At 66.8% G+C, this 19,608-nt stretch carries 15 protein-coding genes; 10 read left to right on the top strand and 5 right to left on the bottom strand.

Features of this window, described 5'->3' with window-relative positions; translation table 11 throughout:
• Window positions 1–19 precede the first annotated feature (19 nt).
• The 10 genes from AC1RCO_RS07265 to AC1RCO_RS07220 all read left to right on the top strand — a co-directional run bounded on the left by AC1RCO_RS07265 (window position 20) and on the right by AC1RCO_RS07220 (window position 14,178).
• Complete coding sequence (locus AC1RCO_RS07265) at window positions 20–736, top strand: response regulator (RefSeq protein WP_011061002.1); 717 nt, start codon at window positions 20–22, stop codon at window positions 734–736.
• Window position 737: 1 nt separating this feature from the next.
• On the top strand, window positions 738–1,535 hold the full coding sequence (locus tag AC1RCO_RS07260) for a substrate-binding periplasmic protein (protein ID WP_401403268.1): 798 nt from the start codon (window positions 738–740) through the stop codon (window positions 1,533–1,535).
• Complete coding sequence (locus tag AC1RCO_RS07255; protein WP_492617582.1) at window positions 1,532–3,787, top strand: ATP-binding protein; 2,256 nt, start codon at window positions 1,532–1,534, stop codon at window positions 3,785–3,787. The genes AC1RCO_RS07260 and AC1RCO_RS07255 overlap by 4 nt, the downstream gene beginning before the upstream one ends.
• A gap of 208 nt (window positions 3,788–3,995) precedes the next feature.
• On the top strand, window positions 3,996–5,399 hold the full coding sequence (locus AC1RCO_RS07250) for an amino acid permease (RefSeq protein WP_258611860.1): 1,404 nt from the start codon (window positions 3,996–3,998) through the stop codon (window positions 5,397–5,399).
• A gap of 920 nt (window positions 5,400–6,319) precedes the next feature.
• Entirely contained in the window at window positions 6,320–7,111 is a 792-nt protein-coding gene (locus tag AC1RCO_RS07245) for an enoyl-CoA hydratase/isomerase family protein (RefSeq protein WP_011061006.1), read from the top strand.
• A 218-nt stretch (window positions 7,112–7,329) separates the two neighbouring features.
• Window positions 7,330–8,490 carry an acyl-CoA dehydrogenase family protein gene (locus AC1RCO_RS07240; protein ID WP_011061007.1) on the top strand — a complete coding sequence of 387 codons (1,161 nt, stop codon included), beginning with the start codon at window positions 7,330–7,332 and terminating at the stop codon, window positions 8,488–8,490.
• 21 nt (window positions 8,491–8,511) lie between these two features.
• Window positions 8,512–10,611, top strand: coding sequence for an acetate--CoA ligase family protein (locus tag AC1RCO_RS07235; protein WP_370059049.1), 2,100 nt, complete (start codon window positions 8,512–8,514; stop codon window positions 10,609–10,611).
• A gap of 10 nt (window positions 10,612–10,621) precedes the next feature.
• Window positions 10,622–12,229, top strand: a complete 1,608-nt coding sequence (locus AC1RCO_RS07230; RefSeq protein WP_492617581.1) for a 5-guanidino-2-oxopentanoate decarboxylase — start codon at window positions 10,622–10,624, stop codon at window positions 12,227–12,229.
• A 26-nt stretch (window positions 12,230–12,255) separates the two neighbouring features.
• On the top strand, window positions 12,256–13,464 hold the full coding sequence (locus AC1RCO_RS07225) for a pyridoxal phosphate-dependent aminotransferase (RefSeq protein ID WP_019093507.1): 1,209 nt from the start codon (window positions 12,256–12,258) through the stop codon (window positions 13,462–13,464).
• A 9-nt stretch (window positions 13,465–13,473) separates the two neighbouring features.
• On the top strand, window positions 13,474–14,178 hold the full coding sequence (locus tag AC1RCO_RS07220; RefSeq protein ID WP_169891783.1) for an NAD(P)H-dependent oxidoreductase: 705 nt from the start codon (window positions 13,474–13,476) through the stop codon (window positions 14,176–14,178).
• A 163-nt stretch (window positions 14,179–14,341) separates the two neighbouring features.
• On the opposite strand, the gene AC1RCO_RS07215 is transcribed toward AC1RCO_RS07220, so the two are convergent.
• The 5 genes from AC1RCO_RS07215 to AC1RCO_RS07195 all read right to left on the bottom strand — a co-directional run bounded on the left by AC1RCO_RS07215 (window position 14,342) and on the right by AC1RCO_RS07195 (window position 19,600).
• Window positions 14,342–15,328, bottom strand: a complete 987-nt coding sequence (locus tag AC1RCO_RS07215) for a 2-hydroxyacid dehydrogenase (RefSeq protein WP_011061011.1) — start codon at window positions 15,326–15,328, stop codon at window positions 14,342–14,344.
• 18 nt (window positions 15,329–15,346) lie between these two features.
• Complete coding sequence (locus AC1RCO_RS07210) at window positions 15,347–16,642, bottom strand: MFS transporter (protein WP_053158148.1); 1,296 nt, start codon at window positions 16,640–16,642, stop codon at window positions 15,347–15,349.
• Window positions 16,643–16,779: 137 nt separating this feature from the next.
• Window positions 16,780–17,742 carry a sugar kinase gene (locus AC1RCO_RS07205; RefSeq protein WP_072442076.1) on the bottom strand — a complete coding sequence of 321 codons (963 nt, stop codon included), beginning with the start codon at window positions 17,740–17,742 and terminating at the stop codon, window positions 16,780–16,782.
• The gene (locus tag AC1RCO_RS07200) at window positions 17,735–18,517 is read right to left on the bottom strand and encodes a sugar phosphate isomerase/epimerase family protein (RefSeq protein ID WP_072442074.1); all 783 of its coding nucleotides are present in this window, start codon (window positions 18,515–18,517) and stop codon (window positions 17,735–17,737) included. Before AC1RCO_RS07200 ends, AC1RCO_RS07205 begins: the two co-directional genes overlap by 8 nt.
• 66 nt (window positions 18,518–18,583) lie before the next feature.
• Window positions 18,584–19,600, bottom strand: coding sequence for a LacI family DNA-binding transcriptional regulator (locus AC1RCO_RS07195; protein ID WP_047336608.1), 1,017 nt, complete (start codon window positions 19,598–19,600; stop codon window positions 18,584–18,586).
• Window positions 19,601–19,608: the final 8 nt, after the last annotated feature.

The raw sequence follows: 19,608 nt of genomic DNA, 5'->3' as shown, positions 1-19,608 counted from the left end.
ATAATCAGGAACACAGGCGATGACTCCTCGGGTATTGATCGTCGACGACGATCCGCTGATTCGCGAGCTGCTTCAGGCTTATCTCTCTCAGGAAGGCTACGACGTGCATTGCGCCGCCACCGCGGAGCAGGCGGAGAGCTTTCTCGGCCAGCACACGGTGGACCTGCTGATGCTGGATATCCGCCTGCCGGGCAAGGACGGCCTGACCCTGACCCGGGAGCTGCGGGTGCGCTCGGAGGTGGGGATCATCCTGATCACCGGGCGCAACGACGACATCGACCGCATCGTCGGCCTGGAATGCGGCGCCGACGACTACGTGATCAAACCCCTCAACCCCCGCGAGCTGGTGTCCCGGGCCAAGAACCTGATCCGTCGGGTGCGCCAGGCCAGCCCGCCCCAGGCCCCGGCCAACAGCCCGAGCCCGGTCAAGCAGTTCGCCGACTGGGCCCTGGACACCGACCGCCGCCGGCTGATCGACCCGCGGGGCGCTGAAACCCTGCTGACCCACGGCGAATACCAATTGCTCAGCGTGTTCCTGCGCAACAGCGGCCATACCCTGAGCCGCGACCAGTTGATGGACCAGATCCGCAACCGCGAATGGGTGCCCAGCGACCGTTCCATCGACGTGCTGGTGGGCCGCCTGCGGCGCAAGCTGCACGACGATCCGGCCGAGCCGGAGCTGATCATCACCATCCACGGCGCCGGTTACCTGTTCACCGCCAGCGTGGCGGCCTGAATTGCTGCGTCGCGCGCTGGTGCTGTGCCTGGGCCTGTGCCTGATCCCGCTGGCCGGCGCGACCTGGGCCGAGCCCCAGCCCGTGCTGCGTTATTGCGACTACCCGGTGTACCCGCCGATTTCCTGGAGCGACGGCAGCCAGGTGCGTGGCCTGGCACCGACGGTGGTGCGCCAGGTGCTGGGGGACCTGGGCTATCAGGTGCAGGTGGTGGTGCTGGGCAACTGGAAGCGCTGCCTGCTGGACGCCGCGGCCGGCCGGGTGGATGTGGTACTGGCCTACAGCACCGGCCAGCGCCAGCAGGACCTGTTGTTTTCCCGGGTGCCGGTGCTGCGTGAGGAGGTGGCGCTGTTCGTCAACCGCCGCAACCTGCCGAGTTTTACCCACTTGCAGGACCTGACCGCCTACCGCGGCGGCCTGCTGTTCGGCGAGAGCTACGGCCAGGATTTCGACCGCGAGGTGGTGCAGCACGGCAATATCGAATGGGTCTCCAGCAGCCAGCAGAATTTCGGCAAGCTGATCCGCCAGCGCATCGATTTCATCCCCCATGAACGCCGCACCGGGCAGTTGTTCATCGAGCAATTGCCGGGGGCCCAGGACATCATCGCCTTGCCCCAGGCGGTGAGCGTCGACTACCTGCGCCTGGCGGTGTCGCGCCATTCGCCCCTGGCGCCGCGCATGGCCGAGATCGACACCCAGTTGCAGCGCCAGGTGGACAGCGGCGCGGTGCAGCGCTGGCTGGCGCAGAGCCAGGACGGCTACCGCGCCATGCTCAAGGCCCAGGTCGAGGGCCGGCCATGATTGCGCTGCGGCCCAGCGGCCTGTTGCGCCGCCTGTTGCTGTTTATCCTGCTGTTCAGCCTGTGCTTCACCGTGCTCGCCAGCAGCGTGCAGCTGTACTTCGAATACCGCCGGGAAATGCGCGACATCGACAGCCGCATGGAGCTGATCCGCGCCGGTTACCTGGGCAGCCTGGAACGCAACCTGTGGGACCTCAACCAGGAGCAGCTGACCGTGCAGTTGCAGGGGCTGGTGGACTTTTCCGATGTGGCCCGGGTGCACCTGATCAGCAACGACTTCGACTTGCAGCAGGGCAGCGCCGAGCTGATCGGGCCGCTGCGGGTGGAGCGTTTCCCCCTGAGCTACCAGCCGCCGTCCGGGCCCTTGCGCCAGTTAGGCGAGTTGCAGGTCAGCACTGATCTGGGGGCAGTGTATCGGCGCCTGTACGCCACCGGGCTGGCCAGCCTGTTGTGGATGAGCGTGTTTCTCTGCGGCTTGGCGGTGGCCTTGTCCGGGCTGTTCTACCGCCTGGTGACCCGGCACCTGCAAGTGATGGCCGATTTCGCCCGGCGCGTGGCGGCCGGCGAGCTGCACGAGCCCTTGCACCTGGACAAGCGCCAGCGCCCGGATGGCGACGAGATCGACACCGTGGCCCGAGCCCTGGACGACATGCGCCGGGCGGTGCTCGATGATGTGCAGCGCCGCGAAGCCGACCGCCTGGCCCTGCAGGACAAGCGCGATGAATTGCAGAAAATGGTCCAGCGCCGCACCGCCAGCCTGATGCACGCCAAGGACGAGGCCGAAGCCGCGAACCTCGCCAAGTCGCGCTTTCTGGCGACCATGAGCCATGAACTGCGCACCCCCTTGAATGGCATCCTCGGCATGGCCGAACTGCTGCGTTCGGCGCCCCTGGGCAGCCAGGATCGCCAGCGCTTGCAGGCCCTGCACCAGGCCGGGGAGGGGCTACTGAGCATCCTCAACGAAGTGCTGTCCTTTGCCCGGTTGGAGGAGGGCGAAAGCCGCCCGGAAGTGCGGGATTTCTCCCTGCGTCAGTTGCTGGAAGAAGTCACCACCTTGTTGCAGCCCCGGGCCGAGGCCAACCGCACCCGCCTGGAATTGCACATCGACGAACAACTGGCACCGCGCCAGCAGGGCGCCGAGCAGTACCTGCGCCAGGTGCTGAGCAACCTGCTGGCCAACGCCATTCGTTTTACCGAAGACGGCTGGGTGCGGGTCGAGGTGCAAGTGCTCGACAGCACCGCCGGTGGCCAGCGCCTGCGCTGCTGCGTGCGCGACAACGGCATCGGCATTGCCGCGTCGATGCGCGAAAAGATCTTCGAGCGTTTCGTCCAGGCCAGTGATGAAGTCAGCCGCCGCTATGGCGGCACTGGCCTGGGATTGGCCATCTGCAAGCACCTGCTGCAGCAACTGGACGGACGCATCGGCGTCGACAGCGAGCTGGGGCAGGGCAGTTGTTTCTGGTTCGAGCTGGTGCTGGGGGTGGGTCAAGAGCCTTTGCCGTCGCCACAGCTTCAGGTGCCGGCGCAGGGTTTGAAGATCCTGGTGGTCGAAGACGTGGCCCTCAACCGCGAAGTGGCCAGCGGCCTGCTGCAGCGTGACGGCCATCAGGTGTGGCTGGCGCAAGACGGTGAAACGGCCCTGGCCCTGTGCCGGCAGCAAGCCTTCGACCTGTTGCTGCTGGATGTGCACTTGCCGGGTATCAGCGGGGTCGAGTTGTGCCGGGACATCCGCCGCCGTCCCGGGCCCAATCGGCAGGTGCGGATCTTCGCCCTGACCGCCAGCGTCCAGCCGTCTGTGGTGCGCAGTTATCTGCAGGCCGGGATGCAAGGCATTCTCGGCAAGCCGTTGCAGTTGGCCAGCCTGCGTCAGGCGCTGGCCGGGCAGTTGCAGCCACCGCCGTTGCAGGCCCCGCAAGGCTTGCTCGACCAGGGCTTGCTGGACACTCATCGCAGTCTGTTGGGCGAGCAGAAGTTGCAGGACCTGCTCCAGATCCTGGCCGATGCACTGGATCAGCAACAACCACTGTTGGCCGACGCCCTGGCCGCCGAAGACTGCACCGAGGTCCTGCACCTGGCCCATCGGCTGGCGGGCAGTGCCGACTCCCTGGGGTTTTGCGCGCTGGCCCGGGTGCTGCGGGAGTTGGAGGAGGCGGCGCAGCAGGCGGATCGCCCGGCTCTGGCGTCCCTGGCGGCGAGGCTGCAGCAGCCCTGGCAAAAGTCTCGGACCTTGCTGCAGCGCTTGCTGGCGGCCTGACGTACAAAATCCTTACGACTTTTTACATCTTCGATCTTTTGCTTCAACCCGAACTTACATGGCTTTCCAATAATCGCTTGAGCCGCGCCCGCCGCGGCCTTCGAAGCTTATTGGAGATAATAATAATGAACTGCCTGCAAGCTGCTTGTACCCCACGTCCCGTCCCATCGCCCCGCGCCCTGCGCCTCACCGACTGCTGAGGTGCACCATGACGACCAGTACTGAACGCAAAGGCATCCAACTGACGCGCTCGCTGAAGAGCCGGCACATTTTCATGCTGTCCCTGGGCGGCGTGATCGGCACCGGGCTGTTCATGGGCTCCGGGGTCACCATCAACCAGGGCGGGCCCTGGGGGGCGATCCTCTCCTACCTGGTGGCCGGCTTCCTGATGTACCTGGTAATGGTCTGCCTGGGCGAGCTGTCGGTGCAGATGCCGGTGTCCGGCTCGTTCCAGGCCCACGCCACCAAGTACATCGGCCCGGCCACCGGCTTCATGATCGGCTGGGTCTACTGGATGAGCTGGGCCACCACCGTGGGCCTGGAGTTCACCGCCGCCGGCATGCTGATGCAGCGCTGGTTCCCCGGGGTGCCGATCTGGTACTGGTCGGCGCTGTTCGTGGCCTTGCTGTTCGGCATCAACGCCCTGGCCACCCGGGCCTTTGGCGAGGCCGAATACTGGTTCGCCGGGGTCAAGGTGCTGGCGATCCTGAGCTTTATCGTGGTGGGCGCGCTGGTGATCTTCGGCGTCATCGACCTGCCCAGCGGCGCCCCGGCGCCGATGTTCGACAACCTCAAGGGCGACTCCCTGTTCCCCAACGGCCTGCCGGCGGTGTTCGCGGTGATGATGACCGTGGTCTACGCCTTCCAGGGCTGCGAGATCATGGGCGTGGCCGCCGGTGAAACCGACCAGCCGGAAAAAAGCATTCCGCGTGCCGTGCGCAACGTGGTGTTTCGCGTGCTGATCTTCTACGTCCTGGCAGTGATGGTGCTGGCGGCGATCATTCCCTGGCAGCAGGCCGGGCTGGTGGAAAGCCCCTTCGTCCAGGTGTTCGACATGGTGGGCATTCCCTACGCCGCCGACCTGATGAACTTCGTGATCCTCACGGCGATTCTTTCGGTGGGCAACTCCGGTTTGTATGCCTCCACGCGCATCCTCTGGGCCATGTCCAAATCCGGCATGGCGCCCAAGGCCCTGTCGCCCCTGAGCAAACAAGGCGTCCCCCTGCGCGCCCTGTTCATCACTCTGTGTTTTGCCCTGATCTCGCTGATGACCAGCTTCATCGCCGCCGACACCCTGTTCATGGTGCTGATGGCGGTGAGCGGCATGGCCGGCACCGTGACCTGGATCGTCATCGCCCTGGCCCAGTACCGCTTCCGTCGCCAGTTCCTGCGCGAAGGCGGGCAACTGGAGCAGCTCAAGTACCGCGCGCCCTGGTTTCCCCTGGTGCCATTGCTGTGCATCGTGCTGTGCAGCTCGTTGTTTGTGTTTCTGGCCCTCGACGAAACCCAGCGCCCGTCGCTGTATTGGGGGTCGGGCTTTATCGCTCTGTGCTATGGCGCCTACTACCTGATGCAACGTAGACGCCAACTGCAACCTGCAGCCGCTGTGTAGGAGCCGGCTTGCCGGCGAAGGGGCCCGGGAGACATGCAGCGCCTGGGCGGACGCCTTTGCCGGCGTTTGCGGCTAGAGGGACGGGGTAGATATTCATTCCTGCGGTCATGGCCGCTGGTGGTTTCGCCTTTACAGCGAGGTTGACGGGGTACATATCCGTTGCTGCGGGTGCGGCCACTGGCGGTTTCGCTCTTACAGCGACTCACTTTTTTCAAACGCCAAAAAAGTAAGCAAAAACGCTTGCCCCTCCATGGGCCCCTCGCTAGGGCTCGGGGTTCCCTCTCTCCGGCATTGCTCCGGGGGCCGCCGCCAACCGGCCATCCATGGCCGGGTGGCGGCTAGCTCGGCATCCCTGCCGAGCTGCCCCCTACGCAACGCCTACGCTCGGCCGGCTGGGAAGGGGCCTGAAGATCAAGATCAAGATCAAGAGCAAGATCAAAAGCCAAGCGCGTTTTACGCGCTTTTCGTAGGAGCCGGCTTGCCGGCGAAGAGGCCCGCAAGCCTTGCATCGCCAGGGCCTGCGCCCACGGGGGCAACCACCGCAACTCCCTGTAGCCGCTGCCGCAGGCTGCGAGCGGCTTGGGCGGCATGCCGACGTAGGAGACGCGGCGGTCTTGAAGGCGCCCAGGGTCTGCCTGAGGACCGCCAAGCAAGGCCCTGCGGTCCTTTGCGCAGCCTCGCAGGCTCGGCAGCGGCTACAGAGCCCGCGCGGGAGGTTGTAGGCGGTTGTTCGAAGTTGTAACAGAGGCGCCCGAAGCAACGATTGATTCTGATTAATGTTTATTTAAAACAATGAGTTATGTGTGTTTTCCGGAATGAGGACAGGCCTCGATCAACCAATTGCCGCCTTGTTGAACACTCGTTTAGTATGGCCCTCACGTCACCTCCCTCACGCCAACCACAATAATTCGAGGACGCACATGACCCCTTCATCGTCGCTGCTCAGCCGGGTCGAAGCCGGCGTAGCCTGGATCACCCTCAATCGCCCGGAGCAACGCAACGCCCTGGACATCCCCACCCTCAAGCAACTGCATGCCTTGCTGGAGCACTGCAACAGTGACCCGGCGGTACGGGTGCTGGTGCTGACCGGCAGCGGCCGCAGTTTCTGCGCCGGGGCCGATCTGGCGGAATGGGCCGAAGCCGAGGCCCGGGGCGCCCTGGAAAGCTACGGCTGGACCGAAACCGCCCACGCCCTGATGACCTGCCTGCACAGCCTGGACAAACCCACCATCGCCGCCATCAACGGCACGGCGGTGGGCGGTGGCATGGACCTGGCGCTGTGCTGCGACCTGCGGGTGGCGGGGCAGTCGGCGCGCTTCAAGGCCGGCTACACCAGCATGGCCTACTCGCCGGACGCCGGGGCCAGCTGGCACCTGCCGCGCTTGATCGGCAGCGAACAGGCCAAGCGCCTGCTGTTCCTCGATGAGCTGTGGAGCGCCGAACGGGCCCTGGCCGCCGGTTTGGTCGGCGAGGTGTGCGCCGACGAACAACTGATCGGCAGCGTCAGCGAGCTGGCGGCGCGCCTGGCCACGGGCCCGACCTTCGCCTTTGCCCAGACCAAGAAGCTGATCCGCCAGGGCGCCGACCGCAGCCTGGCGCAGCAACTGGCCGCCGAACTGGCCGCCGGCCTGCTCTGCGGGCGCAGCGCCGACGGCGCCGAAGCCCTGCGTGCCGTCAGCGAAAAACGCCCGCCACGTTTCCAAGGGCTGTAGGGGCGGCCGGGCGGCGCTCGGTTTGCCGGCGAAAGGGCCCCTGGGCCATGCGCCTATTTTGTAGGAGCCGGCTTGCCGGCGAAGGCGCCCGCAAGAACAGCGCCTGATTCAAGGGCCTGTTCGCCAGCAAGCTGGCTCCTACGGGAAGGTGTTTTTCGCCAGATCGTCCTGCCAGATCACTGGTTTTTTTGCACCGTCAATCACTCACAGGTAGCGCCATGAATTTCCAACTCAGCCAAGAACAAGAAATGTTGGTGGACGCGGTTCGCAGTTTTGTCAGCAAGGAGTTGCTGCCCCACGAAGAGGCGGTGGACCGCGCCGATGAGGTCAGCGCCGACCTCGCCGGGGAAATCCGCAGCAAGGCCATCGCCGCTGGCTTCTATGCCTTCAACATGCCGGAAGAAGTGGGTGGCGGCGGCCTGGACTACCTGTCCCAGGCGCTGATCGAGCGCGAGCTGGCCAAGTGTTCCTGGGCCCTGCATGTGTTCGTTGCCCGGCCGTCGAAAATCCTCATGGCCTGCACCGGCTCGCAGATCGGCGACTACCTGCTGCCCTGTGTGCAGGGGCGCAAGGTCGACTGCTTCGCCCTGACCGAACCCGGGGCCGGCTCCGACGCCAATGCGATCAAGACCCGCGCCGTGCGCGACGGCGGTGACTTCGTGCTCAACGGCAGCAAGCACTTCATCAGCCACGCCGGGCATGCGGATTTCGCCATTGTCTTTGCGGTCACCGGCACCTATGAGCACAACGGCCGCCAGCGCAACGCGGTGACTTCGTTCCTGGTGGATCGCGACACCCCGGGCCTGACCATCCGCCGTGGCCCCAAGTGCGTGAGCAACCGCGGCTACCACACCTTCGAGATGTTCTTCGATGACTGCCGGGTACCGGCCAGCAAGGTGCTGGGGGAGGTGGGCAAGGGTTGGGAAGTGGCCAACGCCTGGCTCACCGCCGGGCGAGTGATGGTCGCCGCCAACTGCGTGGGGCAGGCCCAGCGCGCCCTGGATGCCTCCTTGCAATGGGCCGCGGACCGCAAACAGTTCGGCCAGGCCATCGGCAGTTACCAGGGGGTGTCGTTCAAGCTGGCGGACATGGCCACGCAGATCCGCGCCGCCGAGCTGTTGACCCTGCACACCGCCTGGAAGATGGACCAGGGCAGCATGACCGATGGCGAGGCCGGCATGGCCAAGCTGTTCGCCAGTGAAGTGCTGGGCCGGGTGGCCGACGAGGCGGTGCAGATCTACGGCGGCATGGGCCTGATGGACGAAGGCCCGGTGGAGCGCATCTGGCGCAACGCGCGGATCGAGCGGATCTGGGAAGGCACTTCGGAGATCCAGCGCCACATCATTTCCCGTGAACTGCTGCGGCCGCTGATGCGCTGAGCGCCCTGGAGAATTGCCGTCATGTCCCAGACTTTGCGTGACAATCTCAAGCGCCTGCTGGCCCCGCGGCACCTGGCTTTCGTGGGCGGGCGTAGCATGGCCCGGGCCCTCAGGCGCTGCGCCGAAGGCGGTTTTGCCGGGCCCATGTGGCTGGTCAACCCGCAGCATGCCGAGCTCGATGGCGTGCCGTGCGTGGCCAGCATCGAACAGCTGCCCTGCGGCCCGGATGCGGTGTTCGTCGCCACCAACCGCGAGCTGACCCTGACCTGCGTCGCGGCGCTGGCGGCCAAGGGCGCCGGCGGGGCGATCTGTTACGCCTCGGGCTTTGCCGAAACCGGCGCCCAGGGCCAGGCCCTGCAACGGCAACTGCTGCAGGCGGCCGGCGACATGGCGCTGCTGGGCCCCAACTGCTACGGCCTGCTGGACTACCTGCACAGCGCCGCGCTGTGGCCGGTGGCCCATGGCGGTCAACCCGTGGAACGCGGTGTGGCGGTGCTGACCCAGAGCGGCAACTTTGCCTACAACCTGTCCATGAGCGATCGCTCGCTGCCGGTGGCCTACATGGCGTCGGTGGGCAATCAGGCGCAGCTGGGCATTGCCGAACTGATGGACGTGCTGCTGGACGAGCCGCGGGTCACTGCCATCGGCCTGCACCTGGAAGGCCTGAAGAACGTGCCGGGTTTTGCCCGGGCGGCGCATAAAGCCCTGGAGAAGGGCATACCCATCATCGCCCTGAAGACCGGGGTGTCGCAGATCGGTGCCGAGCTGGCCTTGAGTCACACCAGTTCGCTGTCGGGATCGGACGCGCTGTACGACGCGCTGTTCCAGCGCCTGGGGGTGATCCGGGTCAGCGGCCCGGTGAGTTTTGTCGAAACCTTGAAGGCCGCCTCCTGCGGGCAGTTGCCGGCTGGCCCGCAGCTGATGGCCCTGGCCTGTTCCGGGGGCGATGCCGGGCTGATCGCCGACTACGCCGAGCGCAACGGCCTGCAGTTGCCCAAGCTGGATGCCGGGCAATGCGCCGAGCTGGCCCAGGTGCTGCCGGGCTACGCCAACCTGGTGAACCCGCTGGATTTCACCACCGCCATCTGGGGCGACGCCCAGGCCCTGCAAGCCATGCTCGACACGGCCCTGCGTACCGAGGCCGACAGCGCCATGCTGGTGCTGGATTACCCGGCCGAATTTACCGGCGAGCGCAAGGAATGCGACCTGCTGCTGGAGCTGTTCTGCGCCGCGTTGCAGCGCCACGGCAAGCGCGGTTTTGTCACTTCGGCCTTTCCCGAGCTGCTGCCCGCCAGTGCCCGCGAGCGTTTGCACGGCCACGGCATTCCCGCCTTGCAAGGGGTGGAGGATGGCCTGGCGGCCTGGGGGCGGATCGTCGCCTATCAACAGCGACGCCCGGCGTTGCTGGCCCTGGGGGAGTCGGCCCTGGTGCCGCTGTGCCCGCAGGCTCTGGACGGTAGCGCTGTGCTGCTGGACGAGTGGCAGTCCAAGCAGGCCTTGCGCGCTTTTGGCCTTTGCACCCCCGATGGTGTGTTGACCACCCCCGGGCAGGCCCTGAGCGCGGCGGCGGGCATTGGCTACCCGCTGGTGCTCAAGGCGGTGAGCGCCGAGCTGCCGCACAAGACCGAGGCCGGGGCGGTGGCCCTCAATCTCAAGGACCCTGAAGCCCTGAGCGCCGCATTGCGGCTGATGCGCACGCGGATTGCCGAGCATGCGCCGGGGCTGGCCTTTGAACAGATCCTGCTGGAGCCCATGGCCGCGGCGCCCCTGGCGGAGCTGATTGTCGGCATCAAGCGTGAGAACGACTTCGGCCTGGCCCTGGTGATCGGCGCCGGCGGGGTGCTGGTGGAACTGCTCAAGGACAGCCGCAGCCTGCTGCTGCCCACCACCGAAGGGGCGATCCGCCAGGCCTTGCTCAGCCTGCGCAGCGCTACCTTGCTGCAAGGCTTTCGCGGGCGCCCCGAGGCCGATCTTGAGGCCCTGGTGGCGGCCATCGGCGCGGTGGCGGACTACGCCTGCGAACATGCCGGGCAACTGCTGGAACTGGATGTGAACCCATTGTTGGTCGGTGCCCAGGGCACCGTCGCGGTCGATGCGTTGATTCGCCTTGGCCAGGCTTGAGGAGAGAGACATGCACGATCAGACCTTGACCGGTGGCCAGGCCCTGGTGCGCCTGCTGGCCGGCTACGGCGTCGACACGGTGTTCGGCATTCCCGGGGTGCACACCCTGGAGCTGTATCGCGGCCTGCCCGGCAGCGGCATCCGCCATGTGCTGACCCGCCACGAGCAGGGCGCGGGCTTCATGGCCGACGGTTACGCCCGGGTCAGCGGCAAGCCCGGGGTGTGCTTCGTTATCAGCGGCCCGGGGGTGACCAACGTCGCCACGCCGATTGGCCAGGCCTATGCCGACTCGATCCCGCTGCTGGTGATTTCCAGCGTCAACCACAGCGCCAGCCTGGGCAAGGGCTGCGGCTCGCTGCACGAAACCCAGGACCAGCGGGCGATTACCGCGCCTATCACCGCCTTTTCGGCCCTGGCCCTGAGCCCGGAAGATTTGCCGGAGCTGATCGCCCGGGCCTTTGCCGTGTTCGACAGCGAGCGCCCGCGCCCGGTGCACATCAGCGTGCCCCTGGATGTGCTGGCAGCCAAGGTGGCCCGGGACTGGACCGGTGAAGTGCGGCGACGCCCCGCTCGCGGCCCGGCTGCGGCGGCAGATATCCAGCAAGCGGCGGACAAACTGCGCAAGGCCAAGCGGCCGATGATCATTGCCGGTGGCGGCGCGCTGCACGCCGCCGAGCAACTGCGGACCCTGAGCACGCGCCTGGGGGCGGTGTTCTTCAGCAGCGTCGCCGGCAAGGGCCTGCTGCCGGATGAAGCGCCACTGAACGCCGGGGCGACCTTGTGCGTGGAGCCCGGCTGGCAGTTGATCGCTCAGGCCGACGTGGTGCTGGCGGTGGGCACCGAAATGGCCGACACCGACTACTGGCGCGAGCGCCTGCCGCTGAACGGCGAGCTGCTGCGCCTGGATATCGACCCGCGCAAGTTCAATGACTTCTACCCGTGTTCGGTGGCCTTGCACGGCGATGCCCGCGCCACCCTGGACGCACTGCTGCTGGCCTTGGAGCAACAGGTCACGCCTGCCACGGCGGCGATTCATGCGGTGGCCGATCTGCGCCAGGCGGTGCAGAACGGGCAGGGGCCCTTGCAGCAGATTCACCGCTCGATCCTGCAACGCATTGCCGCCGAGCTGCCGGAGCACGGCTTTATCGCCAGCGACATGACCCAGCTGGCCTACAGCGGCAACTACCTGTACCCGACCCGGGCCACCCGCAGTTGGCTGCACCCCACCGGCTACGGCACCCTCGGCTACGGCTTGCCGGCCGGCATCGGCGCCAAGCTCGGTGCCCCCGAGCGGCCTGGGCTGGTGCTGGTGGGCGATGGTGGTTTTCTCTACACCGTGCAGGAGTTGGCCACGGCGGTGGAGGAACTGCGCAGCCCGCTGGTGGTGCTGCTGTGGAACAACGATGCCCTGGGGCAGATCCGCGATGACATGCTGGACCTGAACATCGAGCCCATTGGCGTGCTGCCGCGCAATCCGGATTTTGCCGCCCTGGCCCGGGCCTTTGGTTGCAGCGTCAGCCAGCCCGCCAGCCTCGATGAGTTGCAACAGGAACTGCGCGAGGGCTTTGCCCGCAACGGCGTGACCCTGATCGAACTCAAGCACGCCTGCGCGCGCTGACCATCCCTTTTTCCTGGAGCTTGTGCATGCGCTTTTCTCGACTGACCCAACGTATTGCCGGAGACGGCGCCGCCGCCTGGGACATTCATTACCGGGCCCTGGCCAAGCGTGAACGTGGCGAGGAAGTCTGGTTGCTGTCGGTGGGCGACCCGGATTTCGACACCCCCCAGCCCATCGTCCAGGCGGCCATCGACAGCCTGCAGGCCGGCCACACCCATTACGCCGATGTGCGCGGCAAGCGCGCCTTGCGCGAGGCCATCGCCCGCCGCCATCAGCAGCGTAGCGGGCAAGTGGTGGATGCCGAGCAAGTGGTGGTGCTGGCCGGTGCCCAGTGCGCCCTGTACAGCGTGGCCCAGTGCCTGCTGGACCCGGGTGACGAAGTGATAGTGGCTGAGCCGATGTACGTCACCTATGAAGCGGTGTTCGGTGCCTGCAACGCCCGGGTGGTGCCGCTGCCGGTGCGGGCCGAGGACGGCTTTCGGGTGCAGCCCGAGGCGGTGGCCGCGCGCATCACCGGCAAGACCCGGGCCCTGGTGCTCAACAGCCCGCACAACCCCACCGGCGCGAGCATTCCCCGGGCCACCTGGGAGGCCCTGGCGGCGCTGTGCATCGAACATGACCTGTGGCTGATCTGCGACGAGGTCTACAGCGAGCTGCTGTACGAGGGCGAGCATGTCAGCCCGGCCAGCCTTCCGGGCATGGCCGAGCGCACCGCGACCCTCAACAGCCTGTCCAAGTCCCATGCCATGACTGGCTGGCGCCTGGGCTGGGTAGTGGCGCCGACGGCCCTGGCCGCGCACCTGGAAAACCTCGCCCTGTGCATGCTCTACGGCTCACCGGAATTCATCCAGGACGCCGCCGTGGTGGCCCTGGAACAGCCCTTGCCGCAGCTGCAAGAGATGGCCCAGGCCTATCGCCAGCGCCGGGACCTGGTGTGCGACTGCCTGGCCGATTGCCCCGGTGCCCGGCCGTTGAAACCCGATGGCGGCATGTTCGTCATGGTCGATATCCGCGCCACCGGGCTCAGCGCCCAGGCCTTCAGCGAGCGCCTGCTGGATGAGCAGGGCGTCTCGGTGCTGGCCGGCGAAGCCTTCGGCCCCAGCGCCGCCGGGCATATCCGCCTGGGGCTGGTGCTGCAAGCGGATGACCTGCGCGAAGCCTGCCGGCGCATCGCCTTGTGCGCCCGGCAGTGCCTGGCCGAACGCGATGCCCCTGTTACTGTGCAACCTGTCTGAGGAAGCTTCATGAATGTGTTGATCGTCCACGCCCACCCCGAACCGCAGTCCTTCACCGCCGCCTTGCGTGACCAGGCCCGCAGCACCCTGGAGGCCCAGGGGCACCAGGTGCAGGTCAGCGACCTGTACGCCATGAACTGGAACCCGGTGGCCAGCGCCGCGGATTTTGCCTCCCGGGACAACCCGGATTACCTGGTGTATGCCCTGGAACAGCGCCTGGGGGTGAAGAACCAGAGCATTGCCGCGGATATCCAGGCCGAGCTGGACAAGCTGCTGTGGGCCGACCTGTTGATCCTCAACTTCCCGGTGTTCTGGTTCTCGGTGCCGGCCATGCTCAAGGGCTGGATCGACCGGGTGCTGGTGTCGGGGGTGTGTTATGGCGGCAAGCGGTTCTATGACCAGGGCGGGCTGGCGGGCAAGAAAGCCCTGGTGACCCTGACCCTGGGCGGGCGCGAGCACATGTTCGGCGAAGGCGCGATTCACGGCCCGCTGCAAGACATGCTGCGCCCGCTGCTGCGCGGCACTTTGGCCTATGTCGGCTATGACGTGCTGGAACCCTTCGTGGCCTGGCACGTGCCCTACATCAGCCAGGAGGCTCGTGAAGCCTTCCTGCACAGCTACCGCCAGCGCCTGCAGCACCTGGCGGACGACCAGCCCCTGGTTTTCCCGCGCCTGGACCAGTTCGATGAAGCCCTGTACCCCTTGCCGGCCTGAAATCCCCACCGCCGATACGCCTTCCTCCGTAGGAGCCGGCTTGCCGGCGAACAGGCCCTTGAGCCGTGTGCTGCTCTTGCGGCCGCCTTCGCTGGCAAGCCAGCTCCTACACGAGCATTCCCGGCGATAGGGAGTTCTTCGGGGGCGCTGCGCGGGCTGGCCGTTAGGGGCGCGGGCTGGTCCACGCCGCGGGGTTGACCAGGTTCGGTGGGCGCTGGCCGGCCAGGGCCGCCAGCAGGTTGTCCACTGCGCAGCGGGCCATGGCTTCGCGGGTTTCGTGGGTGGCCGAGCCGATGTGCGGGGTGGCCACGACGTTGGGCAGTTGCAGCAGCGGGGAGTCGTGGTCCAGCGGCTCGCGTTCGAAGACGTCCAGCCCGGCGCCGCGAATCCGCCGTTGTTGCAGGGCTTCTATCAGCGCCGCTTCATCCACCACCTTGCCCCGGGAAATATTGATGAAGATGCTTTCGGGGCGCATCAGGGCGAACTCCCGGGCGCCGATCAGGCCCTGGGTGCGTTCGGTCAGGGGCAGGGTCAGGCAGATGAAGTCGGCTTCCTCAAGCAGTTGCTCCAGGCTTCGGTACTGGGCATTGAAGCGTTGCTCCACCGCGGGCTTGGGCCGGGTGCTGTGGTAGATCAGCGGCATGCCGAAGCCGAAATGCCCGCGCTGGGCCAAGGCTTCGCCGATGCGCCCCATGCCGATGATGCCCAGGGTCTTGCCGTGGACATCCGTGCCAAAGTGCGCCGGCCCGATGTTGCGCTGCCATTGCCCGGCGCGCACCAGGTTGGCCAGTTCCACCACCCGCCGGGCGGTCGCCAGGATCAGCGCGAAGCCGGTGTCGGCGGTGGTCTCGGTGAGCACGTCGGGGGTGTTGCTGAGCAGGATGCGGCGCTGGGTCAGGTAGTCGATGTCATAGTTGTCGACCCCCACCGAAACGCTGGCCACCGCCCGCAACCGGGGCGCCAGGTCCAGCAGTTCGGCGTCCAGGCGCAGGCTGGCGCCCAGCAGCCCGTCGGCGCTCGGCAGCGCCTGGCGCAGGGCATTCAGCCCCGCCGCGTCGAGTGTTTCGATCAGGGTCACCTGCGCCTGCTCCTGCAGGCGGGCCATCAGCGTTGGGGAGAGTTTCTTGTACAGCACCAGGTGTTTTTTCATGGGGTTCTCTAGACCGTTTCAAGGGTGGGCCAGGCGCCGGCGCAGGGGCAGGGCCTTGGCCTGCGGCTGGTCGGCACCGGGTTTGAGCAACAGGGTCAGCAGTACCGAGAGCAGCAGCGCGCCGCTCATCAGCAGGTAGGAGGCGCCGGGGGAGCCGGTGGCGCTGTTCAGGTAGCCCACCAGGTAGGAACCGCCGAAAGAGCCCAGGGCGCCCATGCTGTTGATCAGGGCCATGGCGCCACCGGCGACGTTGGCCGGAAGGATCTCCGGGACGATGGCGAAGAACGGCCCGTAGGGCGCGTACATGCAGGCCCCGGCGATCACCAGCAGGCTGTAGGACCACCAGAAGTGCTCGGCCCCCAGCAGGTAGGAACCGTAGAAAGCGATGGCCGCCACCAGCAGCGGCGGCCAGACGAAGCGCTTGCGCTTCTGGGTGCGGTCCGAGCCCCAGGACACCGCCAGCATGGCGATCACCGCCGCCAGGTAAGGCAGCGCCGAGAGCCAGCCGGCTTCCACCATGTCCATCTGCGCGCCGTGCTTGAGGATCGACGGCAGCCACAGGACAAAGCCGTAGACCCCGATGCTCCAGCAGAAGAATTGCAGGGCGAGGATGATCACCCTGGGCGAGCGGAACGCCTCGGCGTAGTTCTTCACTGCCTTGATCCCTTGCTGTTCGGCGGCCAGGGCACTTTCCAGGTCGCGTTTTTCGTCCTGGCTCAGCCACTGCGCCTGGCTGGGCCGGTCATCGGCCAGGCGCCACCAGATAAAGGCCCAGATCACCGCCGGCAGGCCTTCGATGATGAACATCCAGCGCCAGCTGAAGTGCTGCACCAGGTAGCCGGAGACCACCGACATCCAGAGCATGGTCACCGGGTTGCCGAGGATCAGGAAGGTGTTGGCCCGGGAGCGTTCGGCGCGGGTGAACCAGTGGCACAGGTACACCAGCATCGCCGGCATCACCGCGGCCTCTACCACCCCCAGCAGGAAGCGGATGCCGATCAGCATGTAGGCGTTGGCGACTATCCCGGTGAGGGTGGCCAGGCCGCCCCAGAGGATCAGGCTGACGAAGATCAGCTTCTTCACGCTGCGCTTTTGCGCGTAGATCGCCCCGGGCACCTGGAAGAAGAAATAGCCGAGGAAGAACAGCGCCCCCAGCAGCGAGGACAGGCCGGGGGTGATCTGCAGGTCGTCGGCCATGCCCGAGGCCGCGGCGAAACCGTAGTTGGCGCGGTCCAGGTAGGCCAGGCTGTAGGTGATGAAGACGATGGGCATGATGTACCACCAGCGGCGGGTGGCGAGTTTGAGCGTGTCCATGAAAGTTCTCCTGAGCTTGTTGTTTTTGTCGCAGCAGGTGGTTCGTGGTGTTCGGTCACTGCAGGAGCCGGCTGGCCGGCGAAGGGGCCCTTGAGGCATGTGTCGCCGGGCGGGCGTCTTCGCTGGCAAGCCAGCGCCTACAGGGCGCTGGCGGTTTTCAGGCTGGGTGTGTGCTCCGGTAGTTCGTGGCGCAGGGGCAGGCCTTCCATATCGCCACGGCTCTGCACCGCGCGGCTGCCGATCCAGTTGGCCCGCTGCACCGCTTCGAGGATGCCGCGGCTTTCCAGCAGGGCGCTGATCAGGCCCACGGCAAAGCCGTCGCCGGCGCCTACGGTGTCCACCACCTGGGCCACCGGCACGCCCTCGACGAAGCCGGCATCCAGCTGGGTGCGGTAGTAGGCGCCGTGGGCGCCGAGCTTGATCACCACGGCTTCGGCGCCCTGGTCCAGGTAGAAGGCGGCGATGTCCGCCGGGTCGTCGCGGCCGGTGAGCAGGCGGCCTTCGGCGAGCCCCGGCAGTACCCAATGGGCCAGCGCCGCCAGGCGGTTGATCTCGCGGATCATCAGCGCTTCGCTGGGCCACAGGGCGGGGCGCAGGTTGGGGTCGAACGACACGCTGTGCCCGGCGCTGCGCTGGGTGTGCATCAGGTGGCCGGACAGCTCCCGGGCCGAGTCCGAGAGCGCCGGGGGAATGCCGGTGGCATGCAAGTGGCGGGCCCGCAGCAGGGCCGGGTCGAGGTCGCCTATGGCCAGGTGGCTGGCCGCCGAACCGCGGCGGAAATACTCGACCCGCGGGTCGTCGCCGCCGTCTTCCCGGGACTTGAGCTGAAAGCCGGTGGGATGGATCGGGTCGCAGCGCACGAAACGGCAGTCCAGGCCTTCGGCGCGCAGGGTGTCGAGCACGAAGCGCCCCAGGGAGTCGTTGCCTACCCGGCTCAGCCAGGCCACCTTGAAGCCCAGGCGTGCCAGGCCGATGGCCACGTTGCTGTCGGCCCCGGCGATGCGCTTGTGGAAGTGCTGGACCTGGGCCAGGTCGCCGCCGTGTTCGGCAACGAACATCGCCATGGTTTCGCCGAACGAGAGGATATCGATATCAGGCATCTGCATGCTCCAGGCGCGATTGGCCAAGGTGGGCCAGCAGGCTGACCTGCTCGGTGGTCACTTGCAGCAGGTCGGTGCCTTGCAAGGGGTATTCCACGGCCCGGGTAATACCTTGAGTCATGTGCCGCAGCAGTTGTTCCCATTGATGCAGCTCCGGGGCGCCGGGCGGTATGGCCACCAGCTTGCCGTCGACCCGCAGGCGCACCGCCTTGCAGTGCACGTAGGCCACGTGCCGGCCCAGCAGGCGCGCGGCGTTGAGCGCCGATTGCTCCTGCCATTGCCAGTTGCCGATGTCGAAGGTCATGCGCAGCGGCAGGTTCAGCGCCTCTACCGCGCTGAAAAAGCGCTGGAACGGCTCGATGCGCCCGCCGTGGGCGGTCTGGTCGTTCTCCACCAGCAGGGCCAGGGGCTGGCGAAACAGCAGGCTGGCCAGGCTGCGCAGGTCGTGGTGTTCGCGAAAGTGCCCGAGGGACACCTTGAGCCGCTTGGCGCCGAACTCTCGGGCCCGTTGCAAGGTGGCGCTCAGTTGCGGGTTGGGCTCGCTGCGCTCGGCCTGCCACAGCTCCAGGGGCGAGGAAAACACGCTTTCCAGGCCGTGCTCCGCAGCGCTGCGGGCCAGCTCGGCGGGCTGCTCATGGGTCAGCAGTTCTTCGCGCCATTCGATGCAGGACGCGCCGGCGGCGGCCACCAGGGGAATGAAATGCGCCTGACCTTGTGCGCGCACAAGGTCTGCGCCGTAGCTGGACAAACTGATGGAGACGGGGGATTGCTGCATGTTCCTGACCTCTGAAACCGGTTTCATTTTTGTTCGAGAAAAAAGTGGTGGGTCTTGCCCCCACTGTTACAACCGGGTGGAGCCGCGCACGATCAACTGCGCCGGAAAATCCACCACCCGCGCCGGGGCATCGTCGCCCCGCAGGCGCTTGAGCAGGCATTCGAAGGCACTGGTGCCTATGGCTTCGGTGGGCTGGGCCAGGGCCGTGATGCCATTGCCCACCAGGGGGTACCAGTCCAGGTCGTCGAGGGCGATCAGGCCCACGCCTTCGAACAGCGGACACTCCAGCTCACGCAGGGCACGGGTGGCGGCCAGGGTCGCCACGCCGTTGGCGCAGAACAGCGCCTTGGGCCCGGGGCCGGGGGCGGCGAGAAAGGCTTGCAACTGGCTGGTCAGGTGGCTGCCGGTTTCCAGCAGTTGGCCGCGCAAGGCCGGACGGCGCTCGATCTCGGCCTGGAAACTGGCGCTGCGCTCCAGCCGCGAGCTGGTGCCGTCATGGGGTTCGCTGACCAGCAGCAGGTCGCGATAGCCCTGCTGCTGCAGGTGGTCGAGGGCGCTGCGCACCGCCGCCGGGTTGTCCAGGCCCACCAGGTCGGCCTGCAACTGCGAGAGCTTGCGGTCCACCAGGACCATGGGCATCTCTTCCTGCAATTGCTGCAACTGTTCCAGGTGGTGGCCCAGGGTGTTCACGATCAGGCCTTCGATGTTGTAGGCCCGCAGGTTGGCCAGGTGCCTGGCTTCCTGTTCGTCGTCGCGGTCGGTGTTGCACACCACCAGACTGTAGCCGTGCTGGCGGCAGGCGGTTTCCACGCCATGCATCACGGCAATCGAATAGGGGTTGCGGATATCGGCCACCAGCATGCCGATCAGGCGGGTGCGCCCGCGCTTGAGGCCGCGGGCCATCTGGTTCGGGCGGTAGCCCAGTTCGCTGATGGCCTGATCGATGCGCAGGGCAATGGCATCGGAGAGCAGGGCCCGGTCCTCGCCGATAAAGCGCGACACGCTGGCCTTGGAGACCCCGGCGCGGCGGGCGACATCGAGCATGGTGACGCGGCTGCGCTGGGCGGCGGAAAACTGATTCACGGGCGACG

This window comes from Pseudomonas sp. GW823-FHT03E05 (assembly GCF_058796855.1).
The sequence above is the reverse complement of the archived record's forward strand: the minus strand, read 5'-3'. Positions and strand labels throughout refer to the sequence as shown.

Bases quoted from the DNA above. Each gene is read 5' to 3' on its own strand.
- AC1RCO_RS07225 (WP_019093507.1), top strand. From the start codon at position 12,256: ATGCGCTTTTCTCGACTGACCCAACGTATTGCCGGAGACGGCGCCGCC.
- AC1RCO_RS07250 (WP_258611860.1), top strand. From the start codon at position 3,996: ATGACGACCAGTACTGAACGCAAAGGCATCCAACTGACGCGCTCGCTG.
- AC1RCO_RS07265 (WP_011061002.1), top strand. From the start codon at position 20: ATGACTCCTCGGGTATTGATCGTCGACGACGATCCGCTGATTCGCGAG.
- AC1RCO_RS07210 (WP_053158148.1), bottom strand. From the start codon at position 16,642: ATGGACACGCTCAAACTCGCCACCCGCCGCTGGTGGTACATCATGCCC.
- AC1RCO_RS07230 (WP_492617581.1), top strand. From the start codon at position 10,622: ATGCACGATCAGACCTTGACCGGTGGCCAGGCCCTGGTGCGCCTGCTG.
- AC1RCO_RS07205 (WP_072442076.1), bottom strand. From the start codon at position 17,742: ATGCCTGATATCGATATCCTCTCGTTCGGCGAAACCATGGCGATGTTC.
- AC1RCO_RS07200 (WP_072442074.1), bottom strand. From the start codon at position 18,517: ATGCAGCAATCCCCCGTCTCCATCAGTTTGTCCAGCTACGGCGCAGAC.
- AC1RCO_RS07245 (WP_011061006.1), top strand. From the start codon at position 6,320: ATGACCCCTTCATCGTCGCTGCTCAGCCGGGTCGAAGCCGGCGTAGCC.
- AC1RCO_RS07240 (WP_011061007.1), top strand. From the start codon at position 7,330: ATGAATTTCCAACTCAGCCAAGAACAAGAAATGTTGGTGGACGCGGTT.
- AC1RCO_RS07255 (WP_492617582.1), top strand. From the start codon at position 1,532: ATGATTGCGCTGCGGCCCAGCGGCCTGTTGCGCCGCCTGTTGCTGTTT.
- AC1RCO_RS07215 (WP_011061011.1), bottom strand. From the start codon at position 15,328: ATGAAAAAACACCTGGTGCTGTACAAGAAACTCTCCCCAACGCTGATG.
- AC1RCO_RS07235 (WP_370059049.1), top strand. From the start codon at position 8,512: ATGTCCCAGACTTTGCGTGACAATCTCAAGCGCCTGCTGGCCCCGCGG.
- AC1RCO_RS07220 (WP_169891783.1), top strand. From the start codon at position 13,474: ATGAATGTGTTGATCGTCCACGCCCACCCCGAACCGCAGTCCTTCACC.